This is a genomic window from Pseudomonas sp. B611, assembly GCF_055407965.1.
In genome coordinates this window covers 92,879-117,096 of the sequence record NZ_JBUZST010000016.1, presented here as the reverse complement: position 1 = coordinate 117,096, position 24,218 = coordinate 92,879, and the positions used below count along the sequence as shown (strand labels likewise).

Annotated in this window: 2 protein-coding genes; both read right to left on the bottom strand. The window is 66.8% G+C overall.

From position 1 onward, the window contains the following. Nucleotides 1-46: 46 nt before the first annotated feature. Entirely contained in the window at nucleotides 47-11,350 is an 11,304-nt protein-coding gene (locus tag ACZRMO_RS24550; RefSeq protein ID WP_463974526.1) for an amino acid adenylation domain-containing protein, read from the bottom strand. Further along, nucleotides 11,347-24,153 (bottom strand): amino acid adenylation domain-containing protein, encoded by a 12,807-nt coding sequence (locus ACZRMO_RS24545; RefSeq protein WP_463974525.1) that lies wholly within the window; start codon nucleotides 24,151-24,153, stop codon nucleotides 11,347-11,349. Before ACZRMO_RS24545 ends, ACZRMO_RS24550 begins: the two co-directional genes overlap by 4 nt. Between the last annotated feature and the right edge of the window lie 65 nt (nucleotides 24,154-24,218).

Here is a 24,218-nt window from a genome sequence, read left to right as displayed (position 1 = left end):
CCTTCGCGAGCAAGCCCGCTCCCACACTGGGTTCGGTATACATCCGTCACGAAACGCCCTCTCGCACCACCGCACCTTGTAACCACCATTGGGCAAGCCCCTGCACATTCGGCGCCTTGAGCAAGGTGAAGTGATTGCCGCCGCCATACCACACCTCCAGCTCCCGGCCCTGGCGGCGCCAGCCTTCGATCATCAGGCCCTGCTCCCGCTGATTACCCGCCGCGTCCAATGCCGGGTCTTGCGCCAACACCAAGCGCACCACGCCGTCAAAGCGCCGGCCCGGTCGGTACACCGTGCGCAACGCCGCCCCATAGGTGCGGGCCGGGCCGTCCATCGCCGCTACACTGGCCCGCGCTGGCAACAAGCCGACCGCCACCATGCCGGCATGCAAGCACTGGCGCTGCGTCACCTCATCGCGCCCGGCGAAGTCCAGCGGGTCGATCCCCAGGGACTTGCCCGCCGCCAACTGCATCGACTCGATCAAACGCAACAACGCCGCCGTGCTCGTGTACGCGCGGCCCGCGCCACCCGGCGCTTCGCTGTCGATCACCGTGAGCGACGCCACCTCGCGCCCTTGCGCCTGCAACTGCAACGCCATCTCCAGCGCGACCCAGCCGCCAAACGAATGGCCGACCAGGTGCACCGGGCCGTGTGGACATTCCTGTGCCAGCGCCGCCAGATTCGCGCGCGCCGCCGCTTCCACCTGGCTGTGGGGCACCGCCTCGCCATCCAGGCCACGGGGCTGCAAGCCAAACAGCGGCCAGTCGCGCCCCAGGGCTTCGCTCAAACCGACAAAGCCGGTGACGCTGTCCCCCGCCCCCGGTACGCAGAACAGCGGCGCATGCCCGGCACGCCCGCTCTGAATGCGCAGCAAGGGCGAATGTGCCGCCTGTGCCACCGGTCCGCAGGTCGCCAATGCCTCTGTGATTGCATGACCCAGCGCCTGGATATGCGGCGCCTGCATCATGCTCTGGTGATCACCCGGCACTGGCACCTGACGCAACTGCCCCGGCGCCAGCGCATCCTCCCACCCCAGCGAATCGCTGCGCCGCGCCAACTCGGTGGGCCGCTCTTGCGCGCTGAACAGATGTACCGGGATCGGCAACGGGAACAGGCTGTAATGCGCCAGCGCATGCCCATGCCCGACTTCCCGTTCCAGGTAATTCGTCAGGTCAGCATCCGTCGCCGCCGCCATTTGCGCGTGCAGCAAACCGGCCACGCGGCAGCGTTGCAGCAACTCGGCAAAGTCCAGCTGTGCAAGGTCCGCGTCCAACTGCCCAAGGCTCGCCAACAAATCTGCCCGGCCCTGGGTTTTCCAGTACGCCGTGCACTGCAACAGCAACTGGCGCTTGAGCGCATCCGCCCCGCTCCAGCGCGCCTTGCCTTGATCGGTCAGGCGCGGCACGTAGCTGTCGAGCAAACCGAGGAACGCGACCGGCTCATCTGCCCCCAGCAACTGCATCGCCACTTCATAGGCCAGCACGCCGCCAAACGACCAGCCGGCCAGCCGATACGGGCCATGGGGCTGGATGCTGCGGATCAAGCCGACCAGCCGCGCGGCCAGGCCTTCCATGCTGTTCAGGTGCGGCTCGCCGAGGGCCACGCCCGGCAGGCCATAGATCGGATAGTCGCCGGGCAGATGCTGGCCCAGCGCCGGGAAATACACGTCCATACCGCTGAATTCGTGGACCAGGAACAACGGCGCCTGGGTTCCTCCACTGCGCACGGTGATCACCGGGCTATCGCGCAGCGGTTCGTCGCTACGCTGGCGCAACAGCGCCGCGACGGCGGCGACATTGGCATGCTGGAACAGCTCGGCCAGGGACACCGGCAACCCCGCTTCTTCCAGCACGTTCACCAGGCGGATCGCCAGCAACGAATGCCCGCCCAGCTCGAAAAAGCTGTCATGCCGCCCCACCTGTTCCAGCTTCAGCACCTCGGCCCAGTGTTGCGCCAAGGCGTGCTCCAGGGCATCGGCCGGCGCTTCGAATTCACGGCTGATCAGCGCCTGCAACGGCGGCACGGGCAAGGCTTTGCGGTCCACCTTGCCATTGCCGGTCAACGGCAACCGCGCCAGCGCTACATAGGCCGACGGCAGCATGTACTCCGGCAATTGCTCGAGCAGATGGGCGCGCAACTGGTCGATCTCCAGGGGCTGCGCCGCCCAGGTGAAATACGCCACCAGGCGCTTGTCTCCCGGCACGTCCTCGCGGGCCAGCACCACCACGTCCTGGATACCCGCCAAGGTGCCCAGGCGCGCTTCAATCTCACCCAGTTCGATACGGAAACCGCGGATCTTGACCTGGTCGTCATTACGCCCGATGCACTCCAGCAGGCCATCCGCCGTCCAGCGGCCGAGGTCGCCGGTGCGGTACAGCAGCGCGCCGCCGTTGAAGGGGTCGGCGACAAACTTTTCGGCAGTCAGCGCAGGGCGATTCAAATAGCCCAGGGCCACGCCATCGCCACCGATGCAGATCTCACCGGCCACGCCCAACGGCACCGGCTGCAAGTGCGCATCCAACACGTGCACCTGGGTGTTGGAAATCGGTCGGCCGACGGGCACGCTGTCGGCGTCATCGGCCAACGCGCGCACCTCATGGGTGGTGGCGTAGGTGGTGCTTTCCGTCGGCCCGTAGCAATGCACCAGACGCAGTGCCGGTGCCCGCGCCAACAGCCGACGAAACGCCGCCGGGTCAGCCCGCTCGCCGCCGCACAGCAAGATGCGCAAACCCGCCAGGGCCTCGGGGATCAGTTGCACATAGTGGTTGAACAACGCCGTGGTCACGAACAGCACCGTCACCTCGGCCAAAGCCGCGCCAAACGCCACCGGGTCGAGCACGGTGGCGTGGTCGATCACCTGGATCTGCCCACCGTTGAGCAACGGCCCCCACACGTCCATGGTGCTGGCGTCGAACGCCGGGTTGGAGGCGAACGCCACGCGGTCGCTGGCATTGAAGTCGGCATAGCCATTGTTGAGCACCAGCCGCGTGATGCCGCGATGGGGCACCAACACACCTTTGGGCGTGCCGGTGGAGCCGGAGGTGTACATGATGTACGCCACGCTTTCCGAGGACTGCGACAGGCCGGGGTTGTGGCTCGGTTGTGGGTCGAGGGTCAGGGTGTTCAGGTCCAACCGTTGAACCGCGCCATCGACAACGGCATCGCTGCGCGTCAACACGCAGGCGGCCGCACTGTCTTGCAGCATGAACCCCTGGCGTTCGGCAGGCGCGTGGATATCCAGCGGCACATAGGCAGCCGCACACTTGAGCACGGCGAGTTGGCTAACCAGCAGGTCCACGGAGCGCGGCAACAGCAGCGCAACGTTATCGCCGGCACGCACCCCCAGCCCCAGCAGGTGATGGGCCAGACGGTTGGCTCGGCGGTTCAGCTCGCCATAACTCAGCCCTCGTGCACCCTCCACCACGGCCAGCGCGTCGGGACGCGCCTGGGCCTGGGCTTCGAACAGGCGCTGCACCGTGTGCTCCCGCGGAAACACGCGCGTGGTGGCATTGAATCCGGCCAACTGCCGGCGCTCGGCAATCGACAGGATCGGCAAGTGGCCGATGGCAACCTCGCTGTCGTGCTCCAACGCCTGCACCAGTTGCTCCACGGCGGTGTGCAGGTAGTCGCAGAGGCGCCGCGCGCCCTGCCCCACGGCCTTCAAGGCGAACCCATCCGCCAGGTCATCGACACTCAGGGACAAGCCGTAATTACTGTGTTCCTCGGCCTTGAGCAACTGAATGCCCTGCCAGCCCTCGCTGCCCACCGACGCGGCGCTGTGGCGATAGTTGAACAGCGTGCCAAACAACGGCGTACCCACCGGCACGCCGCTGCAACGCTGGGCCAGCGCCAGCGGCGCGTGTTCATGGCTGAGCAACTGGGTCAGGCGCCCGTGGGTCGCGCGCAACGCTTCAAGTACGCTGCGCTCACCCAGATCGACCCGCAGCGGCAAGGTATTGATAAACACCCCAATGGCGCGCTCGGCCCCTTCACCACCGTGCAAGCGGCCGAGCATTACCGTGCCGAACACCACCTGATCGCGGCCCGCAACCTTGCCCAGCACATGGGCCCAGGCCAGGTGCATCAGGCTCGCGGCACTGACACCCGCTTGCCGCGCCTGCACCCGCAGGCGCTGGCTCAACGGTGCATCAATCAGCCGCTGGACATGCTCATCGGCGCCCAGCGGTGCGACGTCGGTCGGCTCATCGATGGCGCCGAGCATCTCGCTAAAGAACGCCGCGTGATCATCCACACCCAGGCGGGTCTGGGCCACATAGTTGCGATACGGCACCGCCGCGCCGAGGGTGTGCGCGGTGCCCAGCAGGAACGCCTGCATTTCGTGTTGCAGGATGTCCAGGGCGATGTGGTCCATCACCAGGTGGTGGAACAGCAACGTGGCGACCACGCGCTGCGGTTCCTCGGCATACACCAGACGCATCAACGGCGCCTGGGCCAGGTCCAGGCGTAGCGGCAACGGCCCGGTTTCGACGCGCAACGCGGCCTCACGCCACACCACTTGCAGGGGTTCTTCCAGGCCATCCCAATGGAACGACGAACGCAACGCGTCATGCCGCTGGATCACCGCCTGCAAGGCCTGGGCAAACGCGTCCAGACGCGCGCGGCTGTCGAAGGCGAACTGCGCGCGCAGCACATAGTCATCGCTGCCCTGCGCGGCGCGGTGGTGGTAGAGCATGCCGGCCTGCAACGGCGCCAGCGGGTAGATGTCCTGCACATTCGCCGCACCACCCGGGATGCAGGCGACAACACGGTCGATGGCCGCTTGATCCAGGACGACCAGCGCCAGCATGTCCGGGGTGATCCGCGTGCAATCTTGCGCAATGCGATTGGCCGGCACCGCGACCTCGCGCCCGCCGCCCAGCGCGGCAGCCAAGGCCGCCAACGTCGGCTGGCCAAACAACACTTTCACATCCGCCGACAGCCCGAGGCGGCGCATGCGCCCCACCAGGCTCACCGCCAGCAGCGAGTGCCCGCCCAGTTCGAAGAAGTCGTCGTAACGCCCTACCCGCTCCACATTGAGCAACTCGGCCCACAGGCTGGCCAGGGCGATTTCCGTATCGCCCTGGGGCGCTTCGTAATCGCGTGTGATCACTGAATCCGTGCCCGGTGCGGGCAAGGCCTTGCGGTCGAGCTTGCCGTTGGGGCTCAGGGGCAGCGCGTCGAGGTGCACGAACAGCGCCGGCACCATGAACTCCGGCAGGTGCTGCAACAGATGGCCGCGCAGGGCATCGATCTCGCTGCGCACGCCGGTGTAATACGCCACCAGGCGCTCGTCGCGGGCGATCACGGCGGCTTCATCGACGCCCAGGTAGTCGATAAGACGCGCGTGGATTTCCCCCAGTTCGATGCGCAGGCCACGGATCTTGACCTGATCGTCATTGCGCCCAAGGTATTCAATAGTGCCGTCGGGCAAATAGCGGCCAAGGTCGCCCGTGCGGTACATACGCGCGCCGGTGAACGGGTCCTTGAGGAAGCGTTCGGCCGTCAGCTCAGGCCGGTTCAGATAACCCCGCGCCACTTGCACACCGCCGATAAACAGCTCGCCGACCACCCCCAGCGGTACCGGTTGCAACTGCCCATCCAATACGTACATGCGCGTATTGGCGATGGGTTTGCCGATGGGCGTGTTGTCCGGCGTCACGGCGCCCGCGCAGGGCCAGGCGGTCACATCCACCGCCGCTTCGGTCGGGCCGTACAGGTTGTGCAGCTCGCTGCCAGGCAACTGCTGCTTGAAGCGGCGCACCAGGCTGCCGGGCAAGGCTTCGCCGCTGCACATCACGCGCACCAGGCCAGCGGCCCGGGCCAGGTCGCCGTGGGCGAGGAACACGTCGAGCATCGACGGCACAAAGTGCAGCGTGGTGATCTGCTCGGCCGCGATCACTTCACACAGGTACAGCGGGTCTTTGTGCCCGCCGGGGCGTGCCATCACCAGCCGCGCGCCGGTGAACAGCGGCCAGAAGAACTCCCACACCGACACGTCGAAGCTGAACGGGGTTTTCTGCAAGACCGTATCGACGGCACTCAGACCGTAGGCGTCCTGCATCCACAGCAAGCGGTTGACCACCCCGGCGTGGTCGTTGATCACACCCTTGGGCTGGCCGGTGGAGCCGGAGGTGTAGATCACATAGGCGCCCACGGCGTTGACCTGCGGGTTGTCGATGGGTTGCTGCAGCCAGGTCGGCTGCTCCAGGTCGATCACCGGCACTGTGCCCAGCAACGTGCGCGTCGAGCCCTGAGCCAGCACCACCAGCGGCGCGCTGTCTTCGAGCATGTAGGCGATGCGCTCGGGCGGGTACGCCGGGTCCAGCGGCACATAGGCGGCGCCGGCCTTGAGGATCGCGTACAGGCCAACCACCATGTCCAGGCCGCGTTCCACGCAGATCGCCACCCGCGAATCCACCTGCACCCCCTGCTCCAGCAGGTGATGCGCCAACTGGTTGGCCCGTGCGTTCAGCTCGGCATAGGTCAATACAGCATCGCCCGCCTTGAGCGCAATGGCCTGCGGCGTGCGTGCCACCTGCGCTTCGAACATCCCGTGCAAGGTCTGCTCGAGGTTGTAGTCCACCGCTGTCGCGTTGAACTCAACCAACAGTTGCTGGCGCTCACGCTCGTCCACCAACGGCGCATGGGCCGGCACCGCCTGATCGTTATCGACCATGGCCTGCAACACACGGGTGAGGTAACCGGCATAACGGCGCACGGTCGCTTCATCGAACAAGGCCTGCGCATATTCCAGCGCGCCAAGGATGGAGCCCTGCACTTCGCCCAAGTCCAGGGACAGGTCGAACTTGGCGAAATGGCTGTGTTCCAGGATGCCTTCCAGCGCCAGGTCGCCCAAGGCCAGGGCCGGCGCGCTGCTGTCCTGCCAGGTCAGCAGGGTCTGGAACAGCGGGCTGTGGGCCAGGCTGCGGGTGGGCCGGGTGATTTCCACCACTTGTTCAAACGGCAGGTCCTGATGGGCCTGGGCGGCCAGCGCCTGGGCCTTGACCCGCGCCAACAGCGCTTCAGTGCTCATGTCGCCCGAGGTGTCGATACGCACCGCCAGGGTGTTGACGAACAGGCCGATCAGCCCTTCCACCTCGACGCGATTGCGATTGGCCACGGGGGAGCCGATCACCACCTCCTGCTGCCCGGACAGCCGCGTCAGCAGCGATGCCCACGCCGTCATCAGGATCATGTAGAGCGTGCTGCCATGGCGTTGGCCCAGGGCCTTGAGCCCAGCGGTGAGGCGCTCATCCAGGCGCACCTCGACGCTGCTGCCGGCGTAGTCCTGCCGTGCCGGGCGCGGGCGGTCGGTGGGCAGCGTGAGCAACACCGGCGCACCGGCCAGCGCTTGCTGCCAGTAAACGCTTTGCCGATGCAGCACTTCCCCGCTGAGCCACAGGCGTTGCCACACGGCAAAGTCACCGTACTGAATCGCCAGCGGCGGCAACGGATCGGCCTGGCCCAGGCTGAAGGCCTTGTACAACGCCATCAGCTCGCGGGTGAGCACGCCCATGGAGCCGCCATCGGAGACGATATGGTGCAGGGTCAGCAACAGCACATGGTGATCGTCGGCCATCACGATCAAGCGCCCACGCAGCAGCGGGCCGCGCTCCAGGTCAAACGGCGCCGACGCCTCGCCGTGGATCAACGCCTCCAGCGCCTGCTGCGGTTGCGGGTGGCGGCGCAGGTCCTGCACTTGCAGGGGCAGCACGTCTTCTGGCGGCAGGATCAGCACCCGCGCCTCGTCATCGTGCTGGGCGAAGCGGCTGCGCAGGGTTTCATGCCGCGCGACGATCCGCGCCAGCGCCCGTTGCAGCGCCTCCACATGCAATTGCCCACGCAAACGCAGGCCGATGGGAATGTTGTAGGCGGTGTTGGCCCCTTCCAGCAGCGCGAGGAACCACAGGCGTTGCTGGGCGAACGACAACGGCACGGCTTCGTCGCGATTGGCCGGAAGGATGTCCGGCAGGGTGCTGCGCCCGGCGCTGGCCAGCACGTCGGCGACGGCGGCCAGTTCGGCGTTGGCGAACAGGTCGCCGAGCAACAGCTCCACACCGAGGCGCTGGCGCACCTGCGAGACCATGCGCATCGCCAGCAGCGAATGCCCACCCAGTTCAAAAAAGTGATCGCGCCGCCCAACGCGCTCTACCTGCAATACATCGGCCCAGATCTGCGCCAGTACCGTTTCGATCTCGCCCTCGGGCGCGGCGTACTCGCGGCTGAACACGGCGGCCATGTCCGGCGCCGGCAGGGCCTGGCGGTCGAGCTTGCCGTTGGCGGTCAGGGGCAGCGCTGCCAGTTTTACGTAGGCCACCGGCACCATGGCGTCCGGCAGGTGCGCCACCAGGTGGGCGCGGATTTCTGCGACGGTCAGCGGGTCCAGTTGCGGGTTCTCGGTGAAGTACGCCACCAAGCGTTCTTCGCGCACCAGCACCACCGCCTCCTGGACGCTCGGCAGTTGGTTGAGCTGGCTTTCGATTTCCCCCAGTTCGATGCGCACCCCACGAATCTTCACCTGATCGTCGTTGCGCCCCAGGTACTCAAGGTTGCCATCGGGCAACCAGCGCGCCAGGTCGCCCGTGCGGTACATGCGCCCGGCGTTGAACGGGTCTTGGAGGAAGCGTTCGGCGGTCAACTGCGGGCGGTGCAGATAGCCGCGCGCCACGCCCTTGCCGCCCACATACAACTCCCCCGCCACCCCCAACGGCACCGGGTGCAGTTGTTCATCCAACAGGTACACCGTGGCATTCGCGATAGGTTTGCCGATATGCAACGCCTGCCCCGCCTCGACCTTGCCGGACGTGGCCACCACCGTGGCCTCGGTGGGCCCGTAGTTGTTGATCACCTCGAAGCGCTGCCCACGGCCAAACTGGCGCAGGCGATCACCGCCGATCAACAAGGTGCGCAACGTCGGGTGCTCAATGCGCTGGCTGAAGGCGTACTCGGCCACCGGCGTCGGCAGGAAGCTCACATCCAGCGGCTGCGCGCACCACCAGGCCAATAGTGCGTCGATGTCCTCATTGCCGTCCTGCGCCGGTGGCAGGTGCAGGGTCGCACCCACGCACAGGGCCGGCCACACCTCCCAGGCCATCGCATCAAAGCCGAAACCGGCGACGCTGGCGGTGTGGCGCCCGGCGCGCAGGTCGAAGGCGTGGCAATGCCAATCCACCAGGTTGGCCACCGTGTGGTGTTCCACCATCACGCCTTTGGGCTGGCCGGTGGAGCCGGAGGTGTAGATCACATAGGCGAGGTGCGCCGGCGTCATCGCTACCTCGGGGTTACACGCCGAGTGGTGCTGCCAGGTGTAGCGGTCGAGGTGGATCACCGGCACATCGAGGGCCGGCAAGCGCTCCAGCAATGCCTGTTGGGTCAGCACCGCCACCGGCGCGCTGTCGCTGAGCAGGTAGTGCAGGCGTTCGGCCGGGTGCGATGGGTCCACCGGTACATAACAGGCGCCGGCCTTGAGCACCGCGAGCAAGCCGGCCAGGGTGTCGAGGCCACGGCGGGCGACGACGGCCACGCGCTCGTCAGGCTTCACGCCCAGCGCCAGCAAGTGGTGGGCCAGGAGGTTGGCTTGTTGATTCAGCTCGCTATAGGTCAGTTGCCGACCTTGTTGCACGACGGCGATGGCATCCGGCGTGAGGGCGGCCTGGGCTTCGATGCGCGCGTGCAGCGTGCTGCCCTGGGGGAAATCGGCGCCGGTGGCGTTGAACTGTTCCAGCAACAATTGTTGCTCGGCAACGGGCACCACCGCGATCTGGTCCAGCGCCGTCAACGGCGCCTGCTCAAGCGCCGTCACCAGGTTTTCGAGGGCGGTTTGCAGGTAGGCACAGACACGCTGCGGATCGACCTCAGTGGTCGCCAGCAGCCGCAGGATAAAGCTGTCACCCAGGTCATCCACACTCAGGGTCAGCGGGTAATTGGTGCGCTCATCCGAGCGCAGCGTCGCGATGCCCTGCCACGCCGCCTGCGCTTCACTGTTGCCGGTGGCGCTGTGGCGATAGTTGAGCAAGGTGCTGAACAACGGCGTCGGCGCCAGCACGCCGCTGCAGCGCTGGGCCAGGGCCAGCGGCGCATGTTCATGGCGCAACAGCGCGGTGAGGCGTACGTGGGTGGCCTTGACGGCGCTGCGCACGTCCTCAACGCCCACATCCAGGCGAAACGGCAGGGTATTGATGAAAATCCCCAAGGCGCGCTCCGTGGCATGCCCGCCCTGCATGCGGCCCATCAGCACCGTGCCGAACACCACCTGGGACTTGCCCGCCAGCGCGCTCAACACCCGGGCCCAGCCCAGGTGGAACAGGCTCGCGACGCTCACCCCCAGCAGCCGCGCCTGGGCGCGCAGGCGCTGGTTGAGCCCGTCCGCCAGCGGCCAGTCGAGTTCGTTGATCCCGCGGCCATCGCCCTGCACATCCTGCAAGCCAAAGGGCAAGGTCGGCTCGACCACATCCCCGAGCATCTGCCGGAAAAACGCCTCATGTTCCTGCTCGCTCACCCCCAGCCGTGCCTGGGCCACGTAGTCGCGAAACGGCACCGCCGCGCCCAACTGCGCACCCTGCCCTTGCAGGAACGCCTGCATTTCATGGCGCACCACCTCCAGGGCGCTGTGGTCGAGGGCCATATGGTGGAACAGCAGCATCGCGACGATGCGCTGCTGCGCCGGGTCCGCCGCCCAAGCCAGGCGCAACAGCGGCGCCTGGGTCACGTCCAGGCGGTAACGGCGCGCGTCGAAACGGGCGTGCAGTTGCGCGGCAATATCGCCGTCGGCCGGGTCCAGTTCAACCGCCTGCACCGGCAGGCTCGCCTTGCGCCACACCACTTGCGACGGCTGCTGCACGCCCTCCCACACCACCCCGGTGCGCAGGATGTCATGGCGCTCGATCACGCCTTGCAGGGCTTGGGCAAACGCGTCGAAACGCTCGACGCTGTCAAACGCGAACTGCGACTGCATCACATAGGGGTCGCCCTGCGCGGTGCGCACATGGTGGAACAGGATGCCTTCCTGCAACGGCGCCAGGGGGTAGATGTCCTGGATATTCGCCACGCCGCCATCGACGCTGGCGACGATGCGCTCGATCTCGTCCTGGTTCAGGCTGGACAAGGTCAGCATGGCCGGCGTGATGTGCTCGGCATCGGCCGGGATGGCATTGGCCGGCACCGCGTTGGCGGCCGCGTATTCACCGGCTTTGAGCAACTCGATCAGCGCCGGTTTGTGTGCACGCAAGGCGGCGAGGATCAAGGGGTCGCTCAACGCCTGCTTGTTGCCTTGCACCGACAATTGCTCGCCCTTGAGCGCCAGTTGTACATCCTTGGTTTTCAGTGTCGCCAGCAGTTCGAGGATGCTCACAGGACGATCTCCATTCGTTCAGTTATTGCGGCGTAGCCCGCCAGGGTCGGCTGTTCGAACAACGCGCGCACATCGGCTTCCATGCCCACCTGGCGCAAGCGCCCGATCAAGCTCACGGCGAGCAGCGAGTGCCCGCCCAGTTCAAAGAAATTGTCCAGGCGCCCGACCCGCTCCACCTTGAGCAGTTCAGCCCACAGCTGCGCCAGCAGGATCTCGGTGTCGCCCTCGGGCGCTTCGTACTCGTGTGCATTCAGCGCCTCGACGCCCGGCGCCGGTAGCGCCTTGCGGTCGAGCTTGCCGTTGGGGCTCAAAGGCAACGCGTCGAGGTGCACAAACAACGCGGGCACCATGAACTCCGGCAAGCAGCGCAGCAGGTGTTCACGCAAATCGCGGGCCCCGGCGCCGGTGTAATAGGCGACGAGGCGCTCGTCACGGGCGACTACGGCGGCTTCGTTGACCTGAGAATGCTCCAGCAGGCGCGCCTGGATTTCCCCCAGCTCGATGCGCAGGCCACGGATTTTCACCTGGTCATCGTTGCGGCCCAGGTATTCCAGATTGCCGTCGGGCAGGAAGCGCCCGAGGTCGCCGGTGCGGTACATGCGGCCGTTGCTGAACGGGTCCTTGAGAAAGCGCTCGGCCGTCAGCTCAGGCCGGTTCAGATAACCCCGCGCCACTTGCACGCCGCCAATGAACAACTCGCCGACCACCCCCAGCGGCACCGGCTGCAACTGCGCGTCCAGCACATACATGCGCGTATTGGCGATGGGTTTGCCGATCGGCGTGTTGTCTGCCACCTCGGGGCGCGCGCAGTTCCACGCGGTCACGTCGACGGCGGCTTCGGTGGGGCCGTACAGGTTGTACAGGCCGATCCCCGGCAGTTGCTGCTTGAAGCGCCGCACCAGGCTGCCGGGCAAGGCTTCGCCGCTGCACATCACGCGCACCAGCCCGGACGCCTGGCGCACATCGCCGTGGGCCAGGAACACGTCGAGCATCGACGGCACAAAGTGCAGCGTGGTGATGTGCTCGGCCTCGATCACTTCGCACAGGTACAGCGGGTCTTTGTGCCCACCGGGGCGCGCCATTACCAACCGCGCACCGGTGAACAGCGGCCAGAAGAACTCCCACACCGATACGTCGAAGCTGAACGGGGTTTTCTGCAAGACCCGGTCGTGGGGCTTGAGACCGTAGGCGTCCTGCATCCACAGCAAGCGGTTGACCACCCCGGCGTGGTCGTTGATCACGCCCTTGGGTTGGCCGGTGGAGCCGGAGGTGTAGATCACGTAGGCGCCCACGGCGTTGACCTTCGGGTTGTCGATGGGTTGGTGCGACCAGGTCGGTTGCTCCAGATCGATCACCGCCGCCGCGCCCAGCAACCCACGCGTCGAGCCTTGGGCCAACACCACCAGCGGCGCGCTGTCTGCCAGCATGTAGGCCAGGCGTTCTGGCGGATAGGCCGGGTCCAGCGGCACATAGGCGGCGCCGGCCTTGAGGATCGCGTACAGGCCAACCACCATGTCCAGGCCGCGCTCCACGCAGATCGCCACGCGCGAATCCGGCTGCACGCCCATCGCCAACAGGTGGTGCGCCAGCTGGTTGGCTCGCGCGTTCAGCTCGGCGTAGGTCAATGCGACGTCGCCCGCCTTCACCGCAATCGCCTCCGGTGTACGTGCCACCTGCCGTTCGAACATCCCGTGCAGGGTCTGGTCTAGGTCATACGCCACCTCGGTGGCGTTGAACGCGCCGAGCACTTGCTGGCGCTCCTGGGCCTCCAGCACCGGCAGGCGATTGACCGGCAACTGCGGCGCCTGCTCCAGGGCTTCCACCAGGCCCTGCAAGGTCACTTGCACATAACCGCAGAGGCGTTGCGCGCCGATCGGCGTCGCCGCCAGGGCGGTCAGGCGGAAACCGTCGCCCTGATCATCCACGTTGAGCGTCAACGGGTAGTTGGTACGCTCTTCGCTGGCCAGTGTCTCGATGCCTTGCCACGCCGCGGACACCGGCGCCTGCCGGCTGTCACTGTGACGGTAATTGAGCATCGCGCTGAACAACGGCTGCGGCGCGGCGACACCGCTGCAACGCTGGGCCAACGCCAGCGAGGCGTGTTCATGCCCGAGCAGCGCGCTCAGCCGCCCATGGGTGTGCTTGACCGCAGCACGCACGCCGGTGGCGTCGATATCCACCCGCAGCGGCAAGGTGTTGATGAACATACCCAGCGCGCGGTCGCTGCCCTTGCCGCCTTGCATACGGCCCAACAGCACGGTGCCGAACACCACGTTTTCCTGGCCGGACGTGCTGGCGAGCACCCGCGCCCAGGCCAGGTGGAACAGGCTGGCCGCGCTGACCCCAAGCACACGCGCCTGGGCCCGCAGGCGTCTGTTGAGGTCGGGCGGCAGGTGCTGCTGGGCCTCTTCGATGGCCGTGCCGTCGCCGCGCACATCCTGCAGGCCGAACGGCAGGGTCGGTTCATCGATATCAGCGAGCATCTCGCGGAAGAATTTTTCGTGTTCCTGCTCGGTCACTCCCAGGCGCGCCTGGGCCACGTAGTTGCGGTACGGTGTGGCGTCCCCGGCGGGCTGCGGCTGCCCGAGCAGGCTGGCTTGCATCTCGTGGCGCACGCTGTCGAGGGCGGTGTGGTCGAGGGCAATGTGGTGGAACAACAGGATCGCATCCACCCGTTGCTGATCCGGGTCCTGGGCATACACCAAACGGATCAACGGCGCCTGATCCAGCGGCACGCGGTAGTGACGCGGGTCAAAACCTTGCAGGTCACCGGCCTGCACGTGCAACTGCGCCTTGCGCCACACCACTTGCAGCGGTTGCGCCAGGCCTTCCCAGACCACGGCGGTGCGCAGGATATCGTGGCGGTCGATCACCTGTTGCAGCGCCTGGGCAAAGGCCTGCAGGCGTTCCCGGCTGGCAAATGCCAGGTGCGATTGCAGCAGGTACGGGTCGCCCTGCCCGGCCGTGATGTGGTGGTACAGAATGCCTTCCTGCAACGGCGCCAGCGGGTAGATGTCCTGCACATTGGCGGCGCCACCGGGGACCTGGGCGACCACCTGGTCAATCGTCCCCTGGTCCAGCGTCACCAGCGACAGCAGGTCCGGGGTGATGCGCTGGCAATCGGCGGCAATCCGATTGGCCGGCACCTCGACCTCACAGCCACTGCCCACGGCAGCGGCCAGTGCCGCCAGGGTCGGTTGGCTGAACAGCACGCGCACATCGGCACTGAGGCCGGCCTGGCGCATGCGTTCGATCAAGCTGACGGCCAACAGGGAATGACCGCCCAGCTCGAAGAAGTGGTCATGCCGGCCGACCTGTTCCACCTGCAACACCTCGGACCAAATGGCCGCCAAGGTGGTTTCGACGGCACCTTGCGGCGCTGCGTACTCACGGCTGAGCAACGCGCCTTGATCGGGTTCAGGCAGGGCCTTGCGGTCGAGCTTGCCGTTGGCGGTCAGGGGCAGCGCGTGCAGCTGCACATAGGCCACCGGCACCAGGGCGGCAGGGAGTTGCGCTTGCAGTTGCGTGCGCAAGCGCTCGATATCCAGCGGTTGCCGGGCGGTGAACCAGGCGATCAAACGCTCTTCGCGCACCAGCACCACCGCTTCGCCAACGCCGTCGAGTGCGGCGAGATGGCTTTCGATTTCCCCCAGCTCCACGCGTATGCCACGCAACTTCACCTGGTCATCGTTACGGCCCAGGTACTCGATGTTGCCATCGGGCAGCCAGCGCGCCAGGTCGCCGCTGCGGTACATGCGCCCGCCGTTGAACGGGTCTTGCAGGAAGCGTTCGGCGGTCAGGTCCGGGCGATTCAAGTAACCCCGCGCCACGCCGCTGCCACCCACATACAACTCGCCCGCCACGCCCAACGGCACCGGGCGCAAGTGCGCGTCCAGCAGGTAGACGCTGGCATTCGCCATGGGCCGGCCGATATGCAACGCCTGCCCGGCACGCACGCGGCCGGAGGTGGCAACCACCGTGGCTTCGGTGGGGCCGTAGTTGTTGATCACGGCAAAGCGCCGTTCCTGATTGAACTGGCGCAGGCGGTCGCCGCCGATCAGCAGGATGCGCAACGTCGGGTGCAGCAGTTGCTGGCTGAAGGCGTACTCGGCCACCGGCGTCGGCAGGAAGCTCACGTCCAGCGGCTGCGTCAGCCACCAGGCGAGCAATGCGTCAATGTGTTCATTGCCCACCTCGGCGGGCGGCAGGTGCAGGGTCGCACCGGCACACAGCGCCGGCCAGACTTCCCAGGCCATCGCGTCAAAACCAAAGCCGGCGACGCTGCTGGTGTGGCTGCGGGCATCCACGCCAAACGCGTCGCAATGCCAGTGCACCAGGTTTTCCACGGTGTGGTGTTCGACCATCACGCCCTTGGGCTGGCCGGTGGAGCCGGAGGTGTAGATCACGTAGGCCAGGTGCGCCGGGGTCAGCGCGCTGAGTTGCGGGTTGCTGGTGGGCTGGTCCAGGCCCTGTTCATGCAGGTCGACAGGCACAAATCCGCCCAACAACTCGCGGGTGCTGGCCTCAGCCAGCACGGCCACCGGGGTGCTGTCTTGCAGCAGATAGGCAATACGCTCGGCGGGATACGCCGGGTCGACAGGCACATAAGCGGCGCCCGCCTTGAGGATGGCAAGCAAGCCCACCAGCATCTGCGGGCCGCGACGGCAGCAGATCGCGACACGGTCGTCGGGCTGCACGCCCAGCGCCAGCAGGTGATGGGCCAATTGGTTGGCGCGCCGGTTGAGCTGCTGATAGGTCAGGGAGGCACCGTCTTGCATCACCGCCACCGCGTCCGGCTGGCGCTCGGCCTGGACTTCGAAGGCACCGTGCACGGTGTGGCCGGTGGGAAAATCTGCGGCGGTCGCGTTGAATTCCCGCAACAGCGTTTCGCGCTCCGCCGCTGGCAGGCTTGGCAGCTGGGTGAGTGCCGTCTGCGTTGCGTTTTCCAGGCTGGCGACCAACTGCTCAACGGCCTGGTGCATGTAGCCACACAGGCGCTGGGCGCCGATCTGCGGCAGCGCCAGCACCGTCAGGCCGAAGCCTGTGCCGAAGTCATCCACGCTCAAGGTCAGCGGGTAGTTGCTGCGTTCTTCGCCGCCCAGCAACTGCACGCCGGCCCAGATACCGTGGCCGTCGCGGGCCATGGCGTCGGGGCTGCTGTGGCGATAATTGAGCAGGCTGCTGAACAACGGCGACCCCGCCGCCACGCCGCTGCAACGCTGGGCCAGGGCCAGCGAGGCATGCTCATGGCCGAGCAAGGCGCTCAGCCGCGCGTGGGTCGCCTTGACTGCCGATGTTGCGCTCGCCGCCAGGTCCACCCGCAGCGGCAAGGTGTTGATGAACATGCCCAGCGCCCGGTCCGCGCCCTCGCCCGCTTGCAGGCGGCCCATCAACACGGTGCCGAACACTACCTCATCACGCCCGCATACCAGCCCCAATACCTGCGCCCACGCCAGGTGCATCAAGCTCGCCGCGCTCACACCGCTGCGGCGCGCCTGCTCGCGAACCCGCTGGGCCAGCGCCGCGTCCAGGGCTTGCTCGGCCTCTTCGATGTAACGCCCGTCGCCCTGCACATCCTGCACGCCAAACGGCAGGCTCGGTTCATTGATGTCGGCGAGCATCTCGCGAAAGAACTGCTCGTGCTCCGCCTCGCTGACACCCAGGCGCGCCTGGGCCACGTAGTTGCGAAACGGCGCTGCCGCCGGCAACCCATCCGCCTGGTTGCACAGGAACGCTTGCATCTCCTCGCCGACCACCTCCATGGCGGTGTGGTCCAGCGCCAAGTGATGGAACAGCAGGATCGCCGCCACACGGCCATTGGCCGGGTCCTCGGCGTAGACCATGCGCAGCAGCGGCGCCTGGGTGAGGTCCAGCCGGTAGTGTCGGGCATCGAACCGCCCGTGCAGTTGGGCGATGACGTCGCCGTCGGCCGGGTCCAGGGCCACCGCCTGCACACTCAGTTGGGCGTCACGCCACACCACTTGCACCGGGCTGTCCAGGCCTTCCCAGACCACGCCGGTGCGCAGGATGTCGTGGCGCGCCACCACCTGTTGCAGCGCGCCCATAAAACCGTGCAAGCGCTCCAGGCTGTCGAAGGCCATGCGCGATTGCAGCAGGTACGGATCGCCCTGCTCGGCGCTGAGATGGTGGTAAAGGATGCCTTCCTGCAACGGCGCCAGCGGGTAGATATCCTGCACATTCGCCGTGCCACCGGGGACGCTGGCGACGATACGCTCGATGGCCGGCTGATCCAGTTGCAGCAGGGTCAGCATCGACGGCGTGATCTGCGCACAACCGGCGGCAATGCCATTGGCCGGCACCACCACCTCGCGCCCGCTGCCCACGGCCGCTGCCAACGCCGCCAGGCTTGGCTGGCTGAACAGCACGCGCACGTCGCAGCTCAGGCCGACCTGGCGCATGCGTTCGATCAGGCTGACCGCCAGCAACGAGTGCCCGCCCAGTTCGAAGAAATGATCGTGCCGACCGACGCGCTCCAGCTTGAGCACGTCCTGCCAGATCTGCGCGAGCAAGGTTTCCACTTCGCCTTCCGGCGCCTCGAAGCCTCGGCTGAGCAATGCGCTCGCGTCGGGCACCGGCAGGCCTTTGCGGTCGAGCTTGCCGTTGGCGGTGAGCGGCAACAGGGCCAGCCACACATAGGCCGACGGCACCATATAGTCCGGCAAGCGGCCTTGCAGGTGGGCGCGCAGGGCTTGGATGTCCAGCGCTGCCGGGGCGGTGTAGTAGGCCACCAGGCGTTTGTCGCCGGGCACGTCTTCGCGGGCCAGCACCACCACGTCTTTCACGCCGGGGAAGGCGGCGAGGCAGGTTTCGATTTCCCCGGGCTCGATGCGAAAACCGCGAATCTTCACTTGCAGGTCACTGCGCCCCTGGTACAGCAGGTTACCGTCGGCCTGCCAGCACGCAAGGTCGCCGGTGCGGTACAACACGCCCTCACCGAAAGGGTTGGCGATGAATTTTTCGGCGGTCAGTTGCGGCTGGTTCAGATACCCCGTGGCCACACCCGCGCCGCCGATGTACAGCTCGCCGGTCACACCCAACGGCACGGGTTGTTGGCGCGCGTCCAGCACAAAGGCCTGGGCGTTCGCCAACGGCCGTCCAATGGGAATCGCCGCCGTGCCCGCCGTGGTGATTTCAAAGGTGGTGGAAAATGTGGTCGCCTCGGTCGGCCCGTAGCCGTTAAGCAGGTGCTGCGGCTTGCCGTGGGCGAGTACGCGGTTGATCACCAGCGGGTCGAGCACATCGCCGCCGACGATCAGGTAACGCAGTTGATGGAACACCGGCAACAAGGCATCGGCGTACTGATGGAACAACCCGGCAGTCATCCACAACACGCTGACGGCTTGCTCCTGGAGCAGCGCGGCGAAGGCGGCCTGGGACAACAACACCGCCTGCTCGACCACCACCACGCAACCGCCGTTGAGCAACGGCGCCCACACGTCGAGGGTGCTCGCATCGAACGCCGGGTTGGAGGCGAAGGCCACGCGGTCGCGCGCATTGAAATCGGCATAGCCGTTGTTGAGCACCAAGCGCGAGATCGCGCGATGGGGCACTTGCACGCCCTTCGGCGTGCCGGTGGAGCCGGAGGTGTAGAGGATGTAGGCGACGCTCTCCGAGGATTGGGGCAGCTCGGGATTGCGGGGCGACTGTGTCTCCAGCGCCAGCACGCTGAGGTCGTCGAGTACCCGGCGGGCGCCGCTGTCCTGCACGATAAAGGCCTGGCGCTCGGCCGGCGCGTTGATGTCCAGCGGTACGTAGACGGCCGCACATTTGAGGATCGCCAGTTCGCAGACCAGCAGGTCCAGGCCCCGCGGCAGGGCAATCGCCACGCTTTCACCCGGCTGCACGCCTTCGCCGATCAGGTAGTGCGCCAGGCGGTTGGCGCGGCGGTTGAGGTCGCCATAGCTCAGGGACAACGGGCCGTGCACCGCCGCCACGGCTTCGGGGTGCGCCAGGGCCTGGGCTTCGAACAATTCGTGCACGGTGCGGTGCGCTGGGTAGTCGCGGGCGGTGACGTTGAAGTCCACCAGCAGTTGGTGACGCTCGGCGGGTGGCAGGATCGATACAGCCTGCAACGGCGTGGTTGGCGCCTGTTGCAGCGCCGTCACCAAGTGGCGCAGCGCGGTGAGCAGGTAGTGGCCGACACGTTGCACGTCGAGGGTGGCCACGCCTTGCACGGTGAGCGCAAAACCTGCGCCGAGGTCATCGACGTTGATCACCAGCGGGTAGTTGCTGCGCTCTTCGGAACTGAGGATCTCGATGCCCCGCGCCGCGAACGGGTTGGCGCCCGGCGCGTCGTCCACTGCGCTGTGACGATAGTTGAGCAGGGTGCTGAACAGCGGCAGCGAACCCGGCACGCCGCTGCAACGCTGGGCCAGGGACAACGACGCGTGCTCATGCCCAAGCAATTGCGCAAGTCGCGCATGGGTGGCGCGCACGCCCGCTTGCACGCCCGCCGCGCCGAGACTGACGCGCAGCGGCAAGGTGTTGATGAACATGCCCAGCGCCCGATCAGCGCCCTCGCCGCCCTGCATGCGCCCCAGCAACACGGTGCCAAACACCACCTCCTGCTGGCCGGAAACCTGCGCCAAGACCTGCGCCCAGGCCAGGTGCACCAGGCTCGCCGGGCTAACGCCCAGTTGCCGCGCCTGTTCGCGCAGGCCCAGGCTCAGTTCGGCTTCCAGCGCCAGGTGCGCTTCGATGATGCCGCTGCCATCGAGGTTCACGTCGTGCAGACCAAAGGCCAGGGTGGGTTCGTCGATATCGCCGAGCATCGCGCTGAAGAACGCTTCGTGCTGCGCCTGGCTGACGCCGAGCCGCGCCTGCGCCACGTAGTTGCGGTACGGCACCGCCACGGGCAAGTGCGCGCTGCGCCCGTCCAGGCTGGCGCTTATCTCCTGCACCAGCACCTGCAACGCTGTGTGGTCGAGCAGGATATGGTGCAGCAGCAGGATGCCGACAAAACGGCCCTGCTGTTCGCTGTAGGCGAAGTGCATCAGCGGGGCGCGGGACAGGTCGAGGCGAAAGTGCCGGGGGTCGAAGCGTTGTTGCAGTTGGGCAAGGGGTTCGTCGATACGCTCGACGGTCAGCGACGCCTCGCGCAGGACCACTTGCACCGGTTCGTCGAGGCCGTCCCAGAGGATCGCCGTGCGCAGGATGTCGTGGCGTTCGATCACGCTGTGCAGGGCGTGGATAAACGCGTCCACCGCCGCTTGGTCGGCAAAGCTGAACTGCACCTGCAACCCATAGGGATCGCCCTCGGTGGTTGCCAGGTGGTGGTACAAGATCCCCGCCTGCAACGGGGCGAGGCCGTAGATGTCCTGCACATTGGCCAGGCCGCCGGGCACGCGGTTGAGGATGTGGTCGATGGCGGCCTGGTCCAGATCAACCAGGGGCAGCATCTCGGGGGTGATGCGCGTGCTGGTCGGGGTAATACGGTTGGCCGGAACGTGCACCTCGTCGCCCACCGCTGCGGCCAGCGCAGCCAGCGTGGGTTGGCCGAACAGCACGCGCACGTCGGCGCGCAGGTCCACCTGGCGCATGCGTTCGATCAGCTTGACCGCCAACAGCGAATGCCCGCCCAGCTCGAAGAAATTGTCGTCGCGCCCCACGCGGTCGACTTTCAGCAGGTCTTGCCAGATGGCGGCAATGGCGATTTGCGCCGCGCCCTCGGGTGCCTGGTAGTCGCGGCGGGCCAACGCCTGGGCATCCGGTGCGGGCAGGGCCTTGCGGTCGAGCTTGCCGTGGGCGGTCAGCGGGAAGGCATCGAGCTGTACAAAGGCGCTGGGCAGCATGTAGTCGGCGAGGCTGCGCAGCAGGTGCTCACGCAAGGCGCCCGCGCTGAATGCGCCCTCGGTAATCACGTAGGCCACCAGGCGCTGGTCGCCCGGTTCGTCTTCGCGGGCAATGACTATGGCCTCACGCACGCCCTCGGCGGTGGCCAGATGGGCTTCGATTTCACCCAGTTCGATACGGAAACCGCGGATCTTCACCTGATCATCGTTGCGCCCCAGGTAGTCGACACTGCCGTCCGCACAGCGGCGACCAAGGTCGCCGGTCTTGTACAGGCGCTGGCCGCTGGCGGGGTCGGTGAGGAAACGTTCGGCGGTCAGCGCCTCACGGTTGAGGTAACCGCGCGCCACGCCGGCGCCGCCGACGTACAACTCGCCGACCACGCCAAACGGCACCGGCTCGCGGCGCTCATCCAGCACGTACAACTGCAAATCGGAGATGGCCACGCCAATCGGGCTGACGCCGACCCGCTGCGCATCCGCCGCTTCCAGGGCGCGGTAGGTCACGTGCACGGTGGTTTCGGTGATGCCGTACATGTTGACCAATTGCGTGCCGGCGTTGAGTGCGCGGGCATACCAGGGCTTGAGCATCCCCGGTTCCAGGGCCTCGCCGCCGAAGATCACCTGGCGCAGGGAATGGGCCTGCGGGTTGTGCTGTTGCGCCGCGATCAACTGGCGGAACGCGCTGGGCGTCTGGTTGAGGATGCTCACGCCGGCGTCGCACAGCAGCGCATAGCACTCATCCGGCGCGCGGCTGACCAGTTGCGGCACGATCAGCAACTGACCGCCGTGGGTCAGTGCGCCCCAGATTTCCCACACCGAAAAGTCGAAGGCAAACGAATGGAACAACGCCCACACATCGTTGCGGTTGAACCCGAACCAATGCCCCGTGGAGCTGAACAGCCGCGCGACCTGGCGGTGCTCGATCATCACGCCCTTGGGCTGGCCGGTGGAGCCGGAGGTGTAGATCACATAGGCGAGGTTGGCCGGGCTCAAGTCCAGGCGCGGGTTGACGATGGATTCATCGCGCAGGCCGTTGAGGTCGATCTGCGCCAGCGCGCCCACCAGATGGCGGGTGTTGGCTTGGACCAGCACCGCCAGCGGCGCGCTGTCTTGCAGGGTGTAGGCGATGCGTTCCCGTGGGTAGGCCGGGTCCACCGGCACATAGCCGGCGCCGGCCTTGAGGATGCCCAGCAGGCCGATGATCATCTCCGGGCCGCGCTCCACGCAGATCGCCACGCGGTCATCGGCGCACACACCTTGGGCCAACAGGCGATGGGCGACCTGGTTGGCGCGTTCGTTGAGTTGGCGGTACGTGAGGCGTTGTTGTTCGAAACGCAGGGCGATGGCGTCGGGATGGGCGGCGGCGTGGGCTTCGATCTGTTGGTGGATCAGCGGGGTGTCGGCGTAGGTCTGTGGGCTGTGGTTGAAACTGTGCAGCAGGTGCTGGCGTTGGTCTTGAGTGAGGATCGCCAGGCTGTCCAAGGGCGTATCCGGGCGTTGCTCTAGCGCCTCGGCAAGGCTGTCGAGGGCCGTGTGCAGGTAACCGGCCACCTGCCGGGCGTCGAGGGAGGCGTGCACCATCACCGTCAGCGCAAAATCTTCCCCCAGGTCGTCGACGTTGACCGTCAGCGGGTAGTTGGTGCGTTCTTCGGCGCCCAGCACCTGGATGCCTTCGGCGACCTCGATGATGGCCGCCATGTCCGTGGCCGCGCTGTGACGGTAATTGAGCATGGCGCTGAACAACGGCGCGGGTGCTGCCACGCCACTGCAACGCTGAGCCAGCGCCAGGGACGCGTGTTCGTGCTGGAGCAAGGTGGTGAGGCGCGCATGGGTCGCCTGGACCCCGGCCCGCACGCCCTGCCCGCCCACATCCACGCGCAGCGGCAAGGTGTTGATGAACATGCCCAGGGCCCGTTCACCGCCTGCGCCGGCGCCCATGCGGCCGAGCATCACCGTGCCGAAGACCACGGCGTCGCGCCCGCATACCACCCCGAGGACACGGGCGAACGCCAGGTGCATCATGCTCGCCACGCTGACGCCCAGAGGGCGTGCCAGGGCGCGCAGGCGCCGGCTCAGGCTGCTATCGACGGGGATGCGCGCTTCGTTGATGCCGCGGCCGTCGCCCTGCACATCCTGCAAACCGAAGGGCAGCGTTGGCGCGTCGATGTCTGCGAGCATCTCGCGGAAGAACCCTTCATGGGCCCGCTCGCTGACGCCATTGCGCACTTGGGCGATGTAGTTGCGAAACGGCACGGGCTCGGCCGCTTGCGCTTGCTGGCCCGCGAGGTACAGCTGGATTTCTTCGCGCACCACATCAAGCGCGGTGTGATCGAGGATGGTGTGGTGGAACAACAGCATCGCGTCCACACGCGCGTTGCCGGGGGTTTCGCGGTACACCAGGCGCAACAGCGGCGCCTGGCCGAGGTCCAGGCGCACGTTGCGTGGGTCAACGTGCGCCGCTTCGCATACCAGCGGCGCCTTGCGCCACACCACTTGCAGCGGCTCGTCGAGGCGTTCCCAGGCCATCGAGGTGCGCAGGATGTCGTGGCGGTCGATCACCCATTGCAGCGCCTCGGCAAAGGCGTGCAGGCGGGCGCGGCTGTCGAACACAAACTGCGCGTGCAGCACGTAGGGGTCGCCCTGCGCCGCCGACAGGTGGTGATAGAGCATGCCCTCCTGCAGCGGCGCCAGCGGGTAGATGTCCTGCACGTTCGCCGCGCCACCGGGGATGGCGGCGACGATGCGGTCGAGCGCGGCCTGGTCGAGGCTGACCAGGGCGAGCATGTCCGGGGTGATGCGATACGCCGGGCTCAGCCAGTCACCGCCATGCTCGGCCACCAGCGCCAGCAGCCGGGGCTTGTGGGCGATCAACTGATCCCACACCCCCTCCTCCAGCGCCTCGTCGTCGCCCAGGACGATCAGGTCGCCGTCTTCCCGTTGCAGCCGGATCGCATGGGTGGAAATCACTGCCAATAATTCGCTGAACTGCATGGGGGGTAACCTGCCTGGTAAGTCACGGTTGAGGAGAAAGTCCGTTTTCAGCTGCCGCTTGGTTC